This is a genomic window from Caulobacter sp. ALps2 (assembly GCF_058681635.1).
In genome coordinates this window covers 1293152-1309707 of the sequence record NZ_CM178743.1, presented here as the reverse complement: position 1 = coordinate 1309707, position 16556 = coordinate 1293152, and the positions used below count along the sequence as shown (strand labels likewise).

The window sequence follows — 16556 nt, the reverse complement described above, 5'->3', positions numbered from 1 at the left end:
GGCGACGCTGTCAGCCTTGGGGGCTCCTTGGAGGTTGACGCGTCGGCGGGCTTCCATTGATCGCCCTCACGCGCTAACCGCACATCCCGATGCCGACATCTCTTCGCACCGCCTATCGCGAGCGCCTGGCCCAGGGCGAGATCAAGCCGGACGTCGCCCAGGCCGCCGCGGTCGAGGCGTTGTCGCGGCTGGAGGCCGACCTGGACAACGCTGGCGAGCCCGGCTTCTCGCTGTTCGGCCGCAAGCCCAAGAGCCAGCGGGGCGTCTACCTGTGGGGCCCGGTGGGGCGCGGCAAGTCCATGCTGATGGACCTGTTCTTCGACAGCGCCCCGGTCACGAAGAAGCGCCGCATCCACTTCCACGCCTTCATGGCCGAGGTTCACGCCGACATCGACGCCTGGCGCAAGGGCGACCCGGCGACGCGCAAGGCGCGCTTTGGCCAGCACAAGGGTGATGATCCGATCGCCCCGACCGCCGAGCTGATCGCCGCGAGCGCCCGCCTGCTGTGCTTCGACGAGCTCCAGGTCACCGACATCGCCGACGCCATGATCTTGGGCCGGCTGTTCGAGGCCCTGTTCGCGCGCGGCGTCACTCTGGTGGCCACCTCGAATCGGCCGCCGGAGGACCTCTATAAGGACGGCCTCAACCGCCAGCTCTTCCTGCCGTTCATCGGCATGCTGAAGGACGCGATGGATGTCGTGGCCGTGCGCGGTCCGGTCGACTTCCGCCTGGACCGCCTGCGCGCGGCCCGCACCTGGCTCGCCCCGAACGACAAGGCCAACCAGGCCGAGTTCGAACGGCTATGGGGCGACCTGCTGGACGGCGCGGCCGAAACCGGCGCGACTCTGGAGGTGCTGGGCCGCAAGATGCGCCTGCCGCGCGCCGCCGGCGGCATGCTGCGCTCATCCTTCGCCAGCCTGTGCCAGCAGGCCTTGGGGCCGCAGGACTATCTGGCGATCGCCGAGCGCTTTCACACCATTTTCCTGGAAGACGTGCCGCCGCTGTCGCCCGCCCGGCGCGACGCGGCCAAGCGCTTCAACACCCTGATCGACGCCCTCTACGAAGCTGACGCCAAGCTGGTGGCCCTGGCCGAGGCCGAGCCCGAGGCGCTGTATCCTGAGGGCGACGGGTCGTTCGAGTTCGAGCGCACGGTCTCGCGCCTGCAGGAGATGCGCTCGGCCGACTACGTGGCGCGGGTTCGCGACTAGGAGAAGTCAGATGACCGTCAAAGATCGCCTCCGGGTCCGCGAGACCAAGCTTCTGTCCGACAACTGGTACGTCCTGAAGACGACGGCTTTCGACTGGAAGCGGCGCGACGGGACCTGGCAAACCCAGCACCGTGAACACTACGACCGGGGCAACGGGGCGGTTCTGCTGCCCTACAACCTGACCAATCGCACGGTGCTGCTGGTCAAGCAGTTCCGCTGGCCGGCCTTCGTCAACGGCTATGACGACCTGCTGATCGAGGCGGCCGCCGGCCTGCTGGACGACGCCGCGCCGGAAGTCCGCATCCGGGCCGAGGTGGAGGAGGAGTTGGGCTATCGCCTGGGCGAGGTCCGCAAGGTCTTCGAGGCCTTCATGAGCCCGGGCTCGGTGACCGAGATCCTGCACTTCTTCGTCGCCGAGTACGACGCCTCGATGCGGATCGGCGACGGCGGCGGCCATCCCGACGAGGGCGAGGACATCGAGGTGCTGGAGCCGACGATCGACGAGGCCCTGGCCATGATCGCCGACGGCCGCATCCGCGACGCCAAGACCATCATGCTGCTGCAATACCTGGCGCTGACGGTGTTTCGTTAGTCGAAGTCCCGGGCCAGCGGCACGTCGAAGCCGACCGCCAGTCCAGCCTCGCCATAGTCCGTCTGGATCGTTCCGCGCAGTTCGCTGGTGATGCTGCGTTCGATCAGGCGGGAGCCGAAGCTCTTGCGTTCGGGATGCTTGGCGGGTGGTCCGCCGCGCTCGCGCCATTCGAAATGCAGGGCGTCGCCGTCGCCGGACAGGGTCCAGCCCAGCATCAGCCGGCCGCCACCGGTCGACAGCGCTCCGTACTTGGCGGCGTTGGTGGCCAACTCGTGGAACACCATGCCCAGCGACAGGGCGACCCGCGCCGGCAGGTGCACATCCGGCCCGTCCATGCGGATGCGCTCGGGACCGTAGGGGCCAAGTTCCTGAAGCAGGATCTGCTTGAGGCCCGCGCCGGCCCACTGGCTGTCGGTCAGGGCGTTATGGGTCTGGGACAGGGCCAGCAGTCGCGCCTCGAACGCGGCCGCGAAGGTCTCGGGCGTCGTGGCGCCGCGCAGGGTCTGCTGGGCGATGGCCTGCACCGTGGCCAGGGTGTTCTTCACGCGGTGGTTCAGCTCGTCCATCAACAGGCGCTGGCGCTGGTTGGCGAGCACCCGGTCGGTCATGTCCGAGCCCTCGACGAACACGCCGGAGATCGAGCCGTCGCTCTCGACGATCGGTTGGTAGATGAAGTCCAGGAAGCGTTCCTGCGGCGGCGCACCGGGCTCCCGCGCCAGCATGACGCTGACCTCGCGGCCGATGAACGGTTCGCCCGAGCGCATGACCTCGTCCAGCAGTTGGGTGAAGCCCTGGTCCTGGATCTCGGGCAGCGCCTCGACCATCGGGCGGCCGACGATGTCCTGACGACCGATCAGGCGCAGATAGGCCTCGTTGGCGAAATCGAAGATGTGCTGGGGGCCGCGCAGGATGGCCACGAAGCTGGGCGCGCGCATGAACAGCCGGCGGATCTGCACGCTCTGGGACTGCAGGACCTCGACGCGGCGCAGCACGGAGTCACCCAGCATGGCGGTGGTCGGCGGCGCCTCCGGGCGAAAGGCGTTGTCCTTCATCTTCCGCAGTTCGGTGATGTCCTGGGTGTTCTGCAACACGAAGCCGCGGCCATCGGGCGAAGGCACATAGCTGTGCGTGGCGCTCCAGTAGCTGTCGTAGACGCCGCCGCCCTTCGCCTCGGAAATGGGAATGGCGTAGTGCAGCACCGCGATGACGTCGGTCTCGCCAGTGTCGCGCGTACGGTGCAGGGACTCCTCGAGCAGGCGACGGCTCTCGCCTTCGGACGGAAAGGCCTCGAACACGTAGCGGCCCTGCAATTCCTCGCGAGTGCGGCCGGTGACGTCCAGGTACGCCTGGTTCATTTCGATGATGGTCAGGTCGTGATCCATCAGCATGTAAGGCGTCGAAATCCGGTCGAACACCGCTTTGAAATCGATCGAACTGGCCATCAAGCGCTCTTGTTTCCCCCTGGAGCGATTGATCGTAACGCAACCTTTGCTTTTGTGGTTCCAGACCGTACTCGAAGCGGGACGTGCGAACGTTTCTCAAGAGGGCGCCGTTTAATTGACACCCTGGCCTTCGCGCTTAAAAGCGTCCCGCAACGCACAAAGGCTACTGAGGTTGGACCTCCCATGACCGATACGAGCCGGGGGCTGCCCGAGCGCCCGATGTCGCCACACCTGCAGGTGTGGCGTTGGCATATCACCATGGCCTGCTCGATCCTGCACCGCGCCTGCGTCATCGGCCTATGGGTCGGCGCCGTGATCCTGGCGGGCTGGGCCGCGGCGCTGGCCGCTGGTCCCGACGCCTACGCCGGCTACCTGGCCATCCTGGGATCGCCGATCGGCAAGCTTGTCTTGCTGGGCGAGACCTTCGCGGTGTTCTTCAACGTCGCCTACACCCTCCGCCAGACCTTCTGGGACACCGGCAAGGGCTTCCAGCCGCGGATCGCCGACATGACCGGCGCCATGGCGATCGCCTTCGCGGTCGTGGCGACGATCGTCACCTGGGTGATCGCTGGCGCGAACGGAGCGTTCTGATGAGCAGCAACAAGGACCTCTTCCAACCCATCCAGTTCCGTACGCCGCTGTCGCGCGCTCGGGGCATGGGCTCGGCCCACCACGGCGTCAGCCACTTCATCACCGAGCGCGTGTCGGGCCTGGCCCTGGCGCCGCTGACCATCTGGGGCGTCTACGGCGCCCTGAAGCTGATCGGCGCCGACCAGCACACCGTCGCGACCTGGATCGGCCAGCCGGTGAACGCCGTGCTGCTGGGCCTGCTGCTGATCTCGGCCCTGGTGCACTTGCAGAGCGCGGTCCAGGTGGTGATCGAAGACTATATTTACAGCTTCACGAGCAAGTCGGCCCTGGTGATCGGCAATCTGTTCGTCTGCGTGCTGGCCGGCGCCGTGGGGATCTTCTCGATCCTCAAGGTCGCCCTGAGCGTGACCGGAGCCCATTGATGTCGGCCTACAAGTTCATCGACCATAAGTTCGACGTCGTCGTCGTCGGGGCTGGCGGCTCTGGCCTTCGCGCCGCGCTGGGCTGCGCCCAGGCCGGCCTCAAGACCGCGTGCATCACCAAGGTGTTCCCGACCCGCAGCCACACGGTCGCGGCGCAAGGCGGCATCTCGGCCTCGTTGGGCAATATGGGCCAGGACGACTGGCGCTGGCACATGTTCGACACCGTCAAGGGTTCGGACTGGCTGGGCGACCAGGACGCCATCGAGTACCTGACCCGCAACGCTCCGGCGGCGGTCTATGAGCTCGAGCACTGGGGCGTGCCCTTCTCGCGCACCGAGGAAGGCAAGATCTATCAGCGCGCCTTCGGCGGCATGACCAAGAACTACGGCGAGGGCCCGATCCAGCGCACCTGCGCGGCGGCCGACCGCACCGGTCACGCCATGCTGCACACGATGTACGGCCAGTCGCTGGCCCATGACACCGAGTTCTTTATCGAGTACTTCGCCCTCGACCTGATCATGGACGACGACGGCGTTTGCCGCGGCGTGACGGCGTGGAAGCTCGACGACGGCACCCTGCACCGCTTCCAGGCCCAGCAGGTGATCCTGGCCACGGGCGGTTACGGCCGCGCCTACTTCTCGGCCACCTCGGCCCACACCTGCACGGGCGACGGCAACGCCATGGCGCTGCGCGCCGGCCTGCCGCTGCAGGACATGGAATTCGTGCAGTTCCACCCCACCGGCATCTACGGCGCCGGTTGCCTGATCACCGAAGGCGCCCGCGGCGAAGGCGGCTACCTGACCAACTCGGAAGGTGAGCGCTTCATGGAGCGCTACGCCCCGTCGGTTAAGGACCTGGCGCCCCGCGACATGGTCAGCCGCGCGATGACCATCGAGATCCGCGAAGGCCGCGGCGTGGGTCCGAACAAGGACCACATCTTCCTGCACCTGGATCACCTGGATCCCAAGATCCTGCATGAGCGCCTGCCGGGCATCTCGGAAACGGCGAAGGTGTTCGCCGGCGTCGACGTGACCAAGGCCCCGATCCCGGTGCTACCGACCGTCCACTATAACATGGGCGGCATCCCGACGAACTATCACGGTGAAGTCGTGACCAAGTCGGGCGAGAATCCCGACCAGGTGATCCCCGGCCTGATGGCCGTGGGCGAAGCGGCCTGCGTGTCGGTGCACGGCGCCAACCGCCTGGGCTCGAACTCGCTGATCGACCTGGTGGTGTTCGGTCGCGCCGCCGCCCTGCGCTGCGCCGAGATCCTGAAGCCCAGCGCCAAGCAGCCGGAGCTGAAGGACGCCTGGACCGACGGCCATCTGGCCCGCTTCGACCGTTTCCGCAACGCCTCGGGCTCGACCCGCACCGCCGACCTGCGTCTGGAGATGCAGAAGGCCATGCAGGAAGACGCCGCGGTGTTCCGCACCGGCGAAAGCCTGGTCAGCGGCGTCGATCGCCTGCAGGCCGTCTGGGACAAGAAGGCCGACCTCCAGGTCAGCGATCGCGGTCTGGTGTGGAACACCGACCTGATGGAAACCCTGGAGTTCGACAACCTGATCGGTCAGGCCGTCGTGACGGTGAACGGCGCGGTCAACCGCACCGAAAGCCGCGGCGCCCACGCCCGCGAGGACTTCTCGGACCGCAACGACACCGAATGGATGAAGCACACCTTGGCCTGGCTCGACATGGAGTCCGGCAAGGTAAAGATCGATTACCGCCCGGTGCACAGCTACACCATGTCGGACGACATCGCTTATATCCCGCCGAAGCAACGGGTCTACTGAGGGTACGATGGTCGAACTCGCACTCCCCAAGAACTCGCAGGTCAAGTCGGGCAAGCATTGGCCCGCTCCGGCTGGCGCCAAGAAGGTCAAGACCTTCAAGATCTACCGCTACGATCCGGAAACGGGCGGTAATCCGCGTTGGGACACCTACGACGTCGACATGGACGCCGTGGGCCCCATGGTCCTTGACGCCCTGCTGTACATCAAGAACACCATCGACCCGACCCTGGCCTTCCGCCGGTCGTGCCGGGAAGGCGTCTGCGGCTCGTGCTCGATGAACATCGGCGGCCGCAACACCCTGGCCTGCACCCACGGCTGGGCCGAGGTGCCGGGCAAGGCCGTCCAGATCAGCCCGCTGCCGCATCTGCCGGTGGTCAAGGACCTGATCCCGGACCTGACGCTGTTCTACGCCCAGTACGCCTCGATCGAGCCTTGGCTGCACACTGACACGCCCGAGCCGCAGTCGGAGTGGAAGCAATCGCCGAAGGACCGCGAGAAGCTCGACGGCCTGTACGAGTGCATCCTGTGCGCCTGCTGCTCGACCTCGTGCCCCAGCTACTGGTGGAACGGCGACAAGTATCTGGGTCCGGCGGCCCTGCTGCACGCCTATCGCTGGCTGATCGACAGTCGCGACGAAGCCACCGGCGACCGCCTCGATGCGCTCGAGGATCCTTTCAAGCTGTATCGCTGCCATACGATCATGAACTGCGCCCAGGTCTGCCCCAAGGGTCTGAACCCGGCCAAGGCCATCGCGGAAATCAAGAAGATGATGGTCGAGCGCGTCGTCTGACGGGTTCTCCACCAAGGCAAGCGCGGGGCGGCTTCGGAAACGGGCCGCCCCGTAGAGCCTGCACTAGCAGGCTCTTTTCGTATGGGGAGGGCGTCCGGGCGGGAAACCGCGGACACTTTCCCTGACGCCCTCTATATGCGGCCTTATCGAAGGCGCTTGCCAATAGGTGACGCCGGCGTCATTTTTGACGAAAGGGAGGGCGTCGTTGAGCGCTGAGACCAATCAGAACGCATGCGTCGTCATCGTCGGCGCGGGGCACGCGGGCGGCTCGGCCGCGGCGTTCTTGCGTCAGTACGGCCACGAAGGCCGGATCGTGCTGATCGGCGACGAGCCTCTGCTGCCCTATCAGCGCCCCCCGCTCTCGAAAGCCTGGTTGAAGGGCGAGGCCGACGCCGACTCGCTCTCGCTGAAGCCCGCCGAATGGTACGCCGACAACAATGTTTCTCTGCGCCTCGAAGGCGTGGCCGAGCGCATCAATCGCTCCGAGAAGACGGTGACCCTGGCCTCTGGTGAGGTCATCGCCTACGACTTCCTCATCCTGGCCACCGGCGCCCGCGCCCGTGAGCTGCCGATTCCAGGTTCCGACCTGGCCGGCGTCCTGGCGCTGCGCACGGCGGCCGACGCCGAGTTGCTGAAGGACGCCCTCGGTCCCGATAAACGCCTGGCCGTGATTGGCGGCGGCTATGTCGGCCTGGAGGCCGCCGCCTCGGCCCGCGCCTTGGGCAGCCATGCCTTGATCGTCGAACGCGAGAGTCGAGTGCTGGCCCGCGTGGCCTGCGAGACCCTGTCGTTGTTCTTCCAAGATTATCATGCCCGGCACGGCGTCGCGTTCGAACTGAACGCCGGCGTTGCGGGCTTCGAGGGCGCGGATGGCCGCGTTACCGGCGTGAGGTTCACCGACGGCCGGGTGGTCGCCTGCGATGTCGCCCTGGTCGGGGTCGGCGCGGTCCCCAATGACGAGCTGGCCAAGGACGCGGGTCTCGAAACCACCAATGGCGTGGTCGTCGACCTGGAGGCGCGGACCGCCGATCCCTCGATCTTCGCGATCGGCGACGTCACCCATCGTCCGCTCCCCTTATATGAGCGCCAGTTCCGCCTGGAGAGCGTGCCCAACGCGCTCGAGCAGGCCAAGCAGGCGGCCTCGGCGATTCTGGGCCGACAGGGTCCTTCGCCTGAAGTGCCGTGGTTCTGGTCCGACCAGTATGATCTCAAGCTGCAGATCGCCGGCCTGCCGTTCGAGGCCGACCGCCAGGTGGTGCGTGGCCACGTCGCCGCCGCCAAGTTCGCGGTCTTCCATCTGAAGGGCGACCTGCTGCAGGCCGTCGAGGCGGTCAATGCGCCGCCCGAGTTCATGGCGGGCAAGCAACTGATCGCCAAACGCACACCGGTGAGCGCCGAGAAGCTCGCTGACATCACGGTGTCCATGAAAGAGGTGGCGGCTTAAGTTCGCCAGAGGGGAATAGAGAAGAACCACATGGCCAAGATCACCTACATCGAACACGACGGCACTGAGCACGCGCTCGACGTGAAGCCGGGCCTTACCGTCATGGAAGGCGCGGTGAAGAACAACGTCCCGGGAATTGACGCCGACTGCGGCGGAGCCTGCGCCTGCGCGACCTGCCATGTCTATGTCGACGACGCCTGGCTGGATAAGACGGGCGACAAGTCGGCCATGGAAGAGTCGATGCTGGACTTCGCCGAGAACGTGGAGCCCAACAGCCGCCTGTCGTGCCAGATCAAGGTGAGCGACGCGCTGGACGGGCTGATCGTGCGATTGCCGGAAAGCCAGCATTAATTACGACGTCAAAAGAGCGTCGTTATATTGTCGCGAGGGGGTTGCCAGTCGTCCGAGGGAGGACTAGATCACCGCCTCGCTCGGAACGGCATCGCGACCGGACGACGCGGCCCCCGAAAGGGAGTTGCATCGGTTCAGACGCTTCGCTAGAAACCGCGCTTCAATCGACTCGATGACGGATCCGCGAGGGCGGCCACGGCGGCCCTAGGATCCTCTTTTTGTCTCTTTCATCCGGATTTTCCGGGCTTTGAAAAAGTCGAAAAGAGTTGGTTGACTTCGGAATGTCGCCTCTTTAGAAGCGCCGCTCCGAAGCATCGCAGACAAGAGTTCGCAAGAGTTCAGCGTCGCGATGCAAGGGTTAGGCAAGTAATCGCTTCGAAGTTTCTTCGAAATAATTTCTTGACTGACTTTAGCGGCTTCGTTAGAAGCCGCGCTCCAAGAAATTCTTAGGTGGTTCTGTTGAGCTTCTAAGCATTTCGGTCCGGGAGAGCTTCGAAGTTTCTTCGAAAAATAGCTTGACTGGTTTCGGTGGTTTCTTTAGAAGCTGCCGGCTTCCGCCGAAGACCTCCGGGTCGGTTGGCGGTGAGGTCGGAAAGTTTTGAAAAAAACGATTTGACACGGAATTCGAGGTTGGATAGATAGCCGCCTCCGCCGACATCGGGCGCTAAACGGATGGTTCGCCGGAAGGCGAGCGGGTCTTTGACATTGTTGATTTGGAAAGAGAAACGCAGGCGGCGGCGCTCTGGCGGTGGACTTTAGGTCCACCTCGACGCTGACAAATGCGGTCTCTTGAAGACACCATTAATACGGTGGCTGGCTTTCGAGCTGGTCATTGTGTGATGGGAACTCGTCAAGAAACTATGCAAACCAGATACCTGGTTCTGGGTTTTCCCCCGGGACTGGAAGTCTGAAGTCAATGTCAACTCAACCTGAGAGTTTGATCCTGGCTCAGAGCGAACGCTGGCGGCAGGCCTAACACATGCAAGTCGAACGGATCCTTCGGGATTAGTGGCGGACGGGTGAGTAACACGTGGGAACGTGCCCTTTGGTTCGGAACAACTCAGGGAAACTTGAGCTAATACCGGATGTGCCCTTCGGGGGAAAGATTTATCGCCATTGGAGCGGCCCGCGTCTGATTAGCTAGTTGGTGAGGTAAAGGCTCACCAAGGCGACGATCAGTAGCTGGTCTGAGAGGATGATCAGCCACATTGGGACTGAGACACGGCCCAAACTCCTACGGGAGGCAGCAGTGGGGAATCTTGCGCAATGGGCGAAAGCCTGACGCAGCCATGCCGCGTGAATGATGAAGGTCTTAGGATTGTAAAATTCTTTCACCGGGGACGATAATGACGGTACCCGGAGAAGAAGCCCCGGCTAACTTCGTGCCAGCAGCCGCGGTAATACGAAGGGGGCTAGCGTTGCTCGGAATTACTGGGCGTAAAGGGAGCGTAGGCGGACTGTTAAGTTAGAGGTGAAAGCCCAGGGCTCAACCTTGGAATTGCCTTTGATACTGGCAGTCTTGAGTACGGAAGAGGTATGTGGAACTCCGAGTGTAGAGGTGAAATTCGTAGATATTCGGAAGAACACCAGTGGCGAAGGCGACATACTGGTCCGTTACTGACGCTGAGGCTCGAAAGCGTGGGGAGCAAACAGGATTAGATACCCTGGTAGTCCACGCCGTAAACGATGAGTGCTAGTTGTCGGCATGCATGCATGTCGGTGACGCAGCTAACGCATTAAGCACTCCGCCTGGGGAGTACGGTCGCAAGATTAAAACTCAAAGGAATTGACGGGGGCCCGCACAAGCGGTGGAGCATGTGGTTTAATTCGAAGCAACGCGCAGAACCTTACCACCTTTTGACATGCCCGGACCGCCACAGAGATGTGGTTTTCCCTTCGGGGACTGGGACACAGGTGCTGCATGGCTGTCGTCAGCTCGTGTCGTGAGATGTTGGGTTAAGTCCCGCAACGAGCGCAACCCTCGCGATTAGTTGCCATCAGGTTTGGCTGGGCACTCTAATCGTACTGCCGGAGTTAATCCGGAGGAAGGCGGGGATGACGTCAAGTCCTCATGGCCCTTACAAGGTGGGCTACACACGTGCTACAATGGCGACTACAGAGGGCTGCAATCCCGCGAGGGGGAGCCAATCCCTAAAAGTCGTCTCAGTTCGGATTGTTCTCTGCAACTCGAGAGCATGAAGTTGGAATCGCTAGTAATCGCGGATCAGCATGCCGCGGTGAATACGTTCCCGGGCCTTGTACACACCGCCCGTCACACCATGGGAGTTGGCTTTACCCGAAGGCGCTGCGCTAACTCGCAAGAGAGGCAGGCGACCACGGTAGGGTCAGCGACTGGGGTGAAGTCGTAACAAGGTAGCCGTAGGGGAACCTGCGGCTGGATCACCTCCTTTCTAAGGATGCTTCTCCAATCTCTCACGAGGTTATTGAGGCTCCAATTCGTGCGCTTGACGCACACAAATGAGCGGATCGCCGCCGTCTTCGTTTCTCTTTCCACTTGTTCTGGACCGTCGAGGTTCAGGACACGATCGCGAGCCCTGGAGCGGGTCCACTAGCTGGACTTGATCTGAGCGGCCTATGGGCCCGTAGCTCAGTTGGTTAGAGCGCACGCTTGATAAGCGTGAGGTCATAAGTTCAAGTCTTATCGGGCCTACCACTCTTCCATCCTACGGATACCGCAACCGACCAGGCTCCCCTGGGCAAGCAACTCACACCGAGTGTGAGGGGCCATAGCTCAGTTGGTAGAGCGCCTGCTTTGCAAGCAGGATGTCGTCGGTTCGAATCCGTCTGGCTCCACCATCTTTGTTGGAAATCTTCGCATCGTCTTCGCTCAAGCAGCGAAGCGGTAGCCAAGACGATAAAACAAAGTCGCGATCGAGGAATGATCAAGTTTGCAGCGGCTTTCGAGCCGATGCGAAATGACATTGTGAAGGCAGGGTTCCTCCGCCAACCGTAGCTCACCCCTGGGATACGGACCTGGTTCAAGGATGGACTTAAGAAGACATCATTGTCTGACTAAAGGTAGAGCTCATGCTCGAGACCTTCCCGCGTGACGCGGCTAGGTCTCGAAACGCATGGGTTTTGCTGAGAACGATCAAGCGCATAAGGGCTTCTGACGGATGCCTTGGCATTGAGAGGCGATGAAGGACGTGGCACGCTGCGATAAGAGCCGGGGAGGCGCGAGCACCCTTTGATCCGGCTATCTCCGAATGGGGAAACCCACCTTTATGGTCACCCAACTTAGTCTCAGCTTCGGCTGGGGCCAGGATTGGTTGATCAGAAGAGGTATAATGGGCTGAATACATAGGCTCCATTAAGCAAACCCGGGGAACTGAAACATCTCAGTACCCGGAGGAAAGGACATCAACCGAGACTCCCGTAGTAGTGGCGAGCGAACCGGGACCAGGCCAGTGCTGTCGTGACATAAAGCTGAATGTGTTGGGAAACACAGCCATAGTGGGTGATAGCCCCGTAAGCGTCAAATAGCGACAGACTCGAGTAGGGCGGGACACGTGAAATCCTGTCTGAACATGGGGGGACCACCCTCCAAGCCTAAGTACTCCTCAATGACCGATAGCGAACAAGTACCGTGAGGGAAAGGTGAAAAGCACCCCGACAAGGGGAGTGAAACAGATCCTGAAATCGGAAGCCTACAAGCAGTCGGAGCCACCGCGCGTGGTGACGGCGTACCTTTTGTATAATGGGTCAGCGACTTCATGTGCCGTGCAAGCTTAAGCCGTTAGGTGTAGGCGCAGCGAAAGCGAGTCTGAATAGGGCGAATAAGTACGTCGCATGACGACCCGAAACCAGGTGATCTATCCATGAGCAGGTTGAAGGTAAGGTAACACTTACTGGAGGACCGAACCGGTGAATGTTGAAAAATTCTCGGATGACTTGTGGATAGGGGTGAAAGGCCAATCAAACCTGGACATAGCTGGTTCTCCGCGAAAACTATTTAGGTAGTGCCTCGGACGTATTCCTTGGGGGGTAGAGCACTGAATGGATGCGGGCGGCGCGAGCTGTACCAATTCTAATCAAACTCCGAATACCCAAGAGAACTATCCGGGAGACACACGGCGGGTGCTAACGTCCGTCGTGAAAAGGGAAACAACCCTAACCATCATCTAAGGCCCCCAAGTTCTGGCTAAGTGGGAAACGATGTGGGTTTGCTTTGACAACCAGGATGTTGGCTTAGAAGCAGCCATCATTTAAAGAAAGCGTAACAGCTCACTGGTCAAGCGAACCTGCGCGGAAAATGTAACGGGGCTCAAGCCAGACGCCGAAGGTATGGGTGTGCACTCTGTGCACGCGGTAGCGGAGCGTTCCGTAAGCCGATGAAGGTGAGGCGTGAGCCTTGCTGGAGGTATCGGAAGTGAGAATGCTGACATGAGTAGCGATAAAGAGGGTGAGAGACCCTCTCGCCGAAAGCCCAAGGGTTCCTGCGTAAAGCTAATCTGCGCAGGGTTAGTCGGCCCCTAAGGCGAGGCCGAAAGGCGTAGTCGATGGGAATCAGGTGAATATTCCTGAACCAGTTGGAAGTGACGGATCTGGTAAATTGTCAGGGCTTATTGGATTGCTCCTGGCAGTGAACAGGTCCCTGGAAATAACTCCAACGGAGACCGTACCCGAAACCGACACAGGTGGGCAGGTAGAGTATACCAAGGCGCTTGAGAGAACTGTGCTGAAGGAACTCGGCAAATTGCACGCGTAACTTCGGGATAAGCGTGACTCTCTTTTGGGCAACCAGATGAGAGTGGCACAAGCCAGGGGGTAGCGACTGTTTATCAAAAACACAGGGCTCTGCGAAGCCGCAAGGCGACGTATAGGGTCTGACGCCTGCCCGGTGCCTGAAGGTTAAAAGGAGGGGTGCAAGCTCTGAATTGAAGCCCAGGTAAACGGCGGCCGTAACTATAACGGTCCTAAGGTAGCGAAATTCCTTGTCGGGTAAGTTCCGACCTGCACGAATGGCGTAACGACTTCCCCACTGTCTCCAGCACAGGCTCAGCGAAATTGAATTCCCCGTGAAGATGCGGGGTTCCCGCGGTCAGACGGAAAGACCCTATGAACCTTTACTGCAGCTTCGCCTTGGCGTTAGCAGCAACATGTGTAGGATAGGTGGGAGGCTATGAATCCGGGGCGCCAGTTCCGGGGGAGCCATCCTTGAAATACCACCCTTATTGTTGCTGACGTCTAACCGCGGCCCGTTATCCGGGTCCGGGACATGGCGTGGCGGGCAGTTTGACTGGGGCGGTCGCCTCCCAAAGTGTAACGGAGGCGCGCGATGGTGGGCTCAGACCGGTCGGAAATCGGTCGTCGAGTGCAATGGCATAAGCCCGCCTGACTGCGAGACTGACAAGTCGAGCAGAGACGAAAGTCGGCCATAGTGATCCGGTGGTCCTGCGTGGAAGGGCCATCGCTCAACGAATAAAAGGTACTCTAGGGATAACAGGCTGATTTTGCCCAAGAGTCCATATCGACGGCAAAGTTTGGCACCTCGATGTCGGCTCATCACATCCTGGGGCTGGAGCAGGTCCCAAGGGTTCGGCTGTTCGCCGATTAAAGTGGTACGTGAGCTGGGTTCAGAACGTCGTGAGACAGTTTGGTCCCTATCTGCCGTGGGTGTACGAGACTTGAGAGGATCTGTCCCTAGTACGAGAGGACCGGGATGGACACACCTCTGGTGGACCTGTCATGGCGCCAGCTGTGCAGCAGGGTAGCTAAGTGTGGAATAGATAACCGCTGAAAGCATCTAAGCGGGAAACTAACCTCAAAACAAGGTCTCGCTGAGAGCCGTGGAAGACCACCACGTTGATAGGCCGGGTGTGGAAGTGCGGCGACGCATGGAGCTTACCGGTACTAATAGCTCGATAGGCTTGATCGTTCTTCAGTCAAACCCATGCAAGCGCATGGCTCTACTTCAGACACTGATGTCTTCTTCACAATCCTCCCCCAACGGGCGCAAGCCCGAAGGGAAGAGTGATATCCTTTTCGCTGACCTGGTGGCTTTGCCGGGGGTTCCCCACCCGATCCCATTCCGAACTCGGTCGTTAAGTCCCCCTGGGCCAATGGTACTTCGTCTCAAGGCGCGGGAGAGTAGGTCGCCGCCAGGTCCGCCAAAAGGATATCCTCCAAGCTTAAGTCCAAAACCCTGCCCACAATCTCAAAACACCCTGACGCGGGGTGGAGCAGCCCGGTAGCTCGTCAGGCTCATAACCTGAAGGTCACAGGTTCAAATCCTGTCCCCGCACCCAAGGGTCTTCTAGAAAACAGCCGCCTTCGGGCGGCTTTTTTCGTTTCTGGACCCCAATTTCTCGTCACACGTCAGCGTCACCAGAACGGCTTGGCGTCCAGCAGGTCATCCAGCGCCTTGCCGGCAGCCTTCAGTAGTTCGTCTTCGTCGTCGGCCAGAATAACCCGGGCGGCGTCGCGGGCCAGGGTCCCGTCGCCGTGGGTCGCGGCCTCGATCAGGGCCTGGCGGACGTTGCGATCGTTCAGGTCGCCCAGGAGATCCTGCACGGCCTTGGAAGCCTCGATGAAAAGCGCGGCGCGTTTCGGATGCTCGGGGAACAACGGCGCGAGGTCCTCGGCGGCATAACGCAGGGTCTTGCCCTTGAGCCGCAGTTTGTGGCGCGCATGGGCGTCGAGGTCGCCGAAGCGCTTGGCGCGTGTCTTCACCTGCTTGCGCCGATGGGCGAGGACCTGGGCGGCGAAGGCGGCGGCGCGGCCGTCGCGCAGGTCCGCCAGCGCCGGGTCGGTCGACCAGGGGCCGGCTTCCAGCCAGGCCGCGGCCTCCAGCAACACCTCGCGCGTGCGCGGGCTTTCCAGCGCCGCTTCCATGCGCAGATAGGCGTTGGCGTGAGCGGCCTTCAGGCCCCGCTCGAAGGCGTCGCGGCCGGCGAAGCTGACGCCGGCGGCCTGCTTGGCCCACACGTCGCCGACAAAGACGTCGAGATCGCGGGCCGCGTCGAACTCTCCCGCCAGCCAGTCCAGCTCTTCGTCCAGGCGCTGGGCGGCCTCGTCGCCGGTCAGGGGCTTGAAGACCTTCAACAGCGCCCGCAGTCGGCGGGTCGCGACCCGCGCCTGGTGCACGGCGTCGGGCTCGGGCCCTTCGCGCAAGGCTTCCAGGCCCGCGCACAGGTGGGTCAGGCCGGCCTGACCCAGCGCCTGCAGCGCCTCGGCGACCGTCGCCTTGGGATCGAGGGGCGTGGCCTGACGGCGTGGGGCGGGCTCGTCGGGACCAGCGGCCAGGCCGTAGCCGCGCTCGGCCTTGCTGATCAGCGACAGCCGCAGCGGCACGCGCTTGGACAATTGCCGCGCCAGGTCGAACAGCGCCCCGGGCTCTCCGGACTTCAGCTCCAGCTCCAGCTCGCAGACCGGCGCGCGCCGGCCGTCGGCGCTGAGTTCGCCGCGATCCAGGGCGGCCTCGATCACCGCCTCGCCGACATGCACGATCCGCACCGTCCGCTCGACGCGGGTGGTGAAGACGGGCGAGAGATCCTCGCCATCCAGCATGGCGGCGGCCGGGGTGCGGGCCAGGGCGTCGCGATCGGGGCCCGGCCCGACGATTTTCTCTTCCCATTCGCCGCGCGAGAACACGCCCCCGGCGGAGGCCGATTTCAGGGTCTGCTTGCGACCGCCCTCGCCGTCGCGCACGCGCAGGCCAAAGCCCGCCTTGCGCAAGGCGTGGTCGCGGGTGTCGAAATAGGTGGCGTCCAGCTGCCGCACCGCGCCTTCGCCCTTCAGCTGGGCCAGGGCCAGGGCCGCCGCTTCCGGCGGGATCAGGAACTTCAGCTCGATCTCGCGATCCATAGCGACCAACTCCAGAGCCCCGTCTCGCGCCACACCTCTAGCCCAAGTCTTGCCCCCAAGTCTTGCCCCCAAGTCTTGCCAAGCGTCATGTCCGGGTCC

General features: G+C 62.4%; 10 protein-coding genes, 3 tRNA genes and 3 rRNA genes. 14 read left to right on the top strand and 2 right to left on the bottom strand.

Annotated features, from left to right (window positions below):
• The first annotated feature begins 89 nt into the window (after positions 1-89).
• A complete protein-coding gene (gene zapE, locus ACW173_RS06120) occupies positions 90-1208 on the top strand; it encodes a cell division protein ZapE (protein ID WP_492083977.1) in 1119 nt (372 codons plus the stop codon).
• Positions 1209-1218: 10 nt separating this feature from the next.
• On the top strand, positions 1219-1800 hold the full coding sequence (locus tag ACW173_RS06115; protein ID WP_492083976.1) for a GDP-mannose pyrophosphatase: 582 nt from the start codon (positions 1219-1221) through the stop codon (positions 1798-1800).
• Here the strand turns inward: ACW173_RS06115 and ACW173_RS06110 are convergent.
• Positions 1797-3242, bottom strand: coding sequence for a sensor histidine kinase (locus tag ACW173_RS06110; protein WP_492083975.1), 1446 nt, complete (start codon positions 3240-3242; stop codon positions 1797-1799). The two genes, ACW173_RS06115 and ACW173_RS06110, sit on opposite strands and share 4 nt — an antisense overlap.
• A 183-nt stretch (positions 3243-3425) precedes the next feature.
• Between ACW173_RS06110 and sdhC the strand changes: the two genes are divergently transcribed.
• The 12 genes from sdhC to ACW173_RS06050 all read left to right on the top strand — a co-directional run bounded on the left by sdhC (position 3426) and on the right by ACW173_RS06050 (position 14899).
• The gene (gene sdhC / locus ACW173_RS06105) at positions 3426-3833 is read left to right on the top strand and encodes a succinate dehydrogenase, cytochrome b556 subunit (RefSeq protein WP_492083974.1); all 408 of its coding nucleotides are present in this window, start codon (positions 3426-3428) and stop codon (positions 3831-3833) included.
• Positions 3800-4255, top strand: coding sequence for a succinate dehydrogenase, hydrophobic membrane anchor protein (gene sdhD, locus ACW173_RS06100; RefSeq protein ID WP_492085924.1), 456 nt, complete (start codon positions 3800-3802; stop codon positions 4253-4255). Before sdhC ends, sdhD begins: the two co-directional genes overlap by 34 nt.
• Positions 4255-6045, top strand: a complete 1791-nt coding sequence (sdhA, locus tag ACW173_RS06095; RefSeq protein ID WP_492083973.1) for a succinate dehydrogenase flavoprotein subunit — start codon at positions 4255-4257, stop codon at positions 6043-6045. Before sdhD ends, sdhA begins: the two co-directional genes overlap by 1 nt.
• A gap of 7 nt (positions 6046-6052) precedes the next feature.
• A complete protein-coding gene (locus ACW173_RS06090; RefSeq protein ID WP_492083972.1) occupies positions 6053-6835 on the top strand; it encodes a succinate dehydrogenase iron-sulfur subunit in 783 nt (260 codons plus the stop codon).
• Positions 6836-7040: 205 nt separating this feature from the next.
• Positions 7041-8279 (top strand): NAD(P)/FAD-dependent oxidoreductase, encoded by a 1239-nt coding sequence (locus ACW173_RS06085; RefSeq protein ID WP_492083971.1) that lies wholly within the window; start codon positions 7041-7043, stop codon positions 8277-8279.
• A 30-nt stretch (positions 8280-8309) separates the two neighbouring features.
• Positions 8310-8630, top strand: coding sequence for a 2Fe-2S iron-sulfur cluster-binding protein (locus ACW173_RS06080; RefSeq protein WP_492083970.1), 321 nt, complete (start codon positions 8310-8312; stop codon positions 8628-8630).
• 925 nt (positions 8631-9555) lie between these two features.
• Positions 9556-11041 (top strand): 16S ribosomal RNA (locus ACW173_RS06075).
• Between the two features lie 186 nt (positions 11042-11227).
• Positions 11228-11304, top strand: a tRNA-Ile gene (locus ACW173_RS06070).
• 67 nt (positions 11305-11371) lie between these two features.
• Positions 11372-11447: transfer RNA gene (locus ACW173_RS06065), tRNA-Ala, on the top strand.
• 293 nt (positions 11448-11740) lie between these two features.
• A 23S ribosomal RNA gene (locus ACW173_RS06060) occupies positions 11741-14529 on the top strand.
• A gap of 114 nt (positions 14530-14643) precedes the next feature.
• Positions 14644-14758, top strand: a 5S ribosomal RNA gene (rrf, locus tag ACW173_RS06055).
• Together the 16S, 23S and 5S rRNA genes with 3 tRNA genes alongside form the textbook arrangement of a ribosomal RNA operon.
• A gap of 64 nt (positions 14759-14822) precedes the next feature.
• A tRNA-Met gene (locus ACW173_RS06050) sits at positions 14823-14899 on the top strand.
• A 76-nt stretch (positions 14900-14975) separates the two neighbouring features.
• Here the strand turns inward: ACW173_RS06050 and ACW173_RS06045 are convergent.
• A complete protein-coding gene (locus tag ACW173_RS06045) occupies positions 14976-16457 on the bottom strand; it encodes a CYTH and CHAD domain-containing protein (protein WP_492083969.1) in 1482 nt (493 codons plus the stop codon).
• Positions 16458-16556 lie beyond the last annotated feature (99 nt).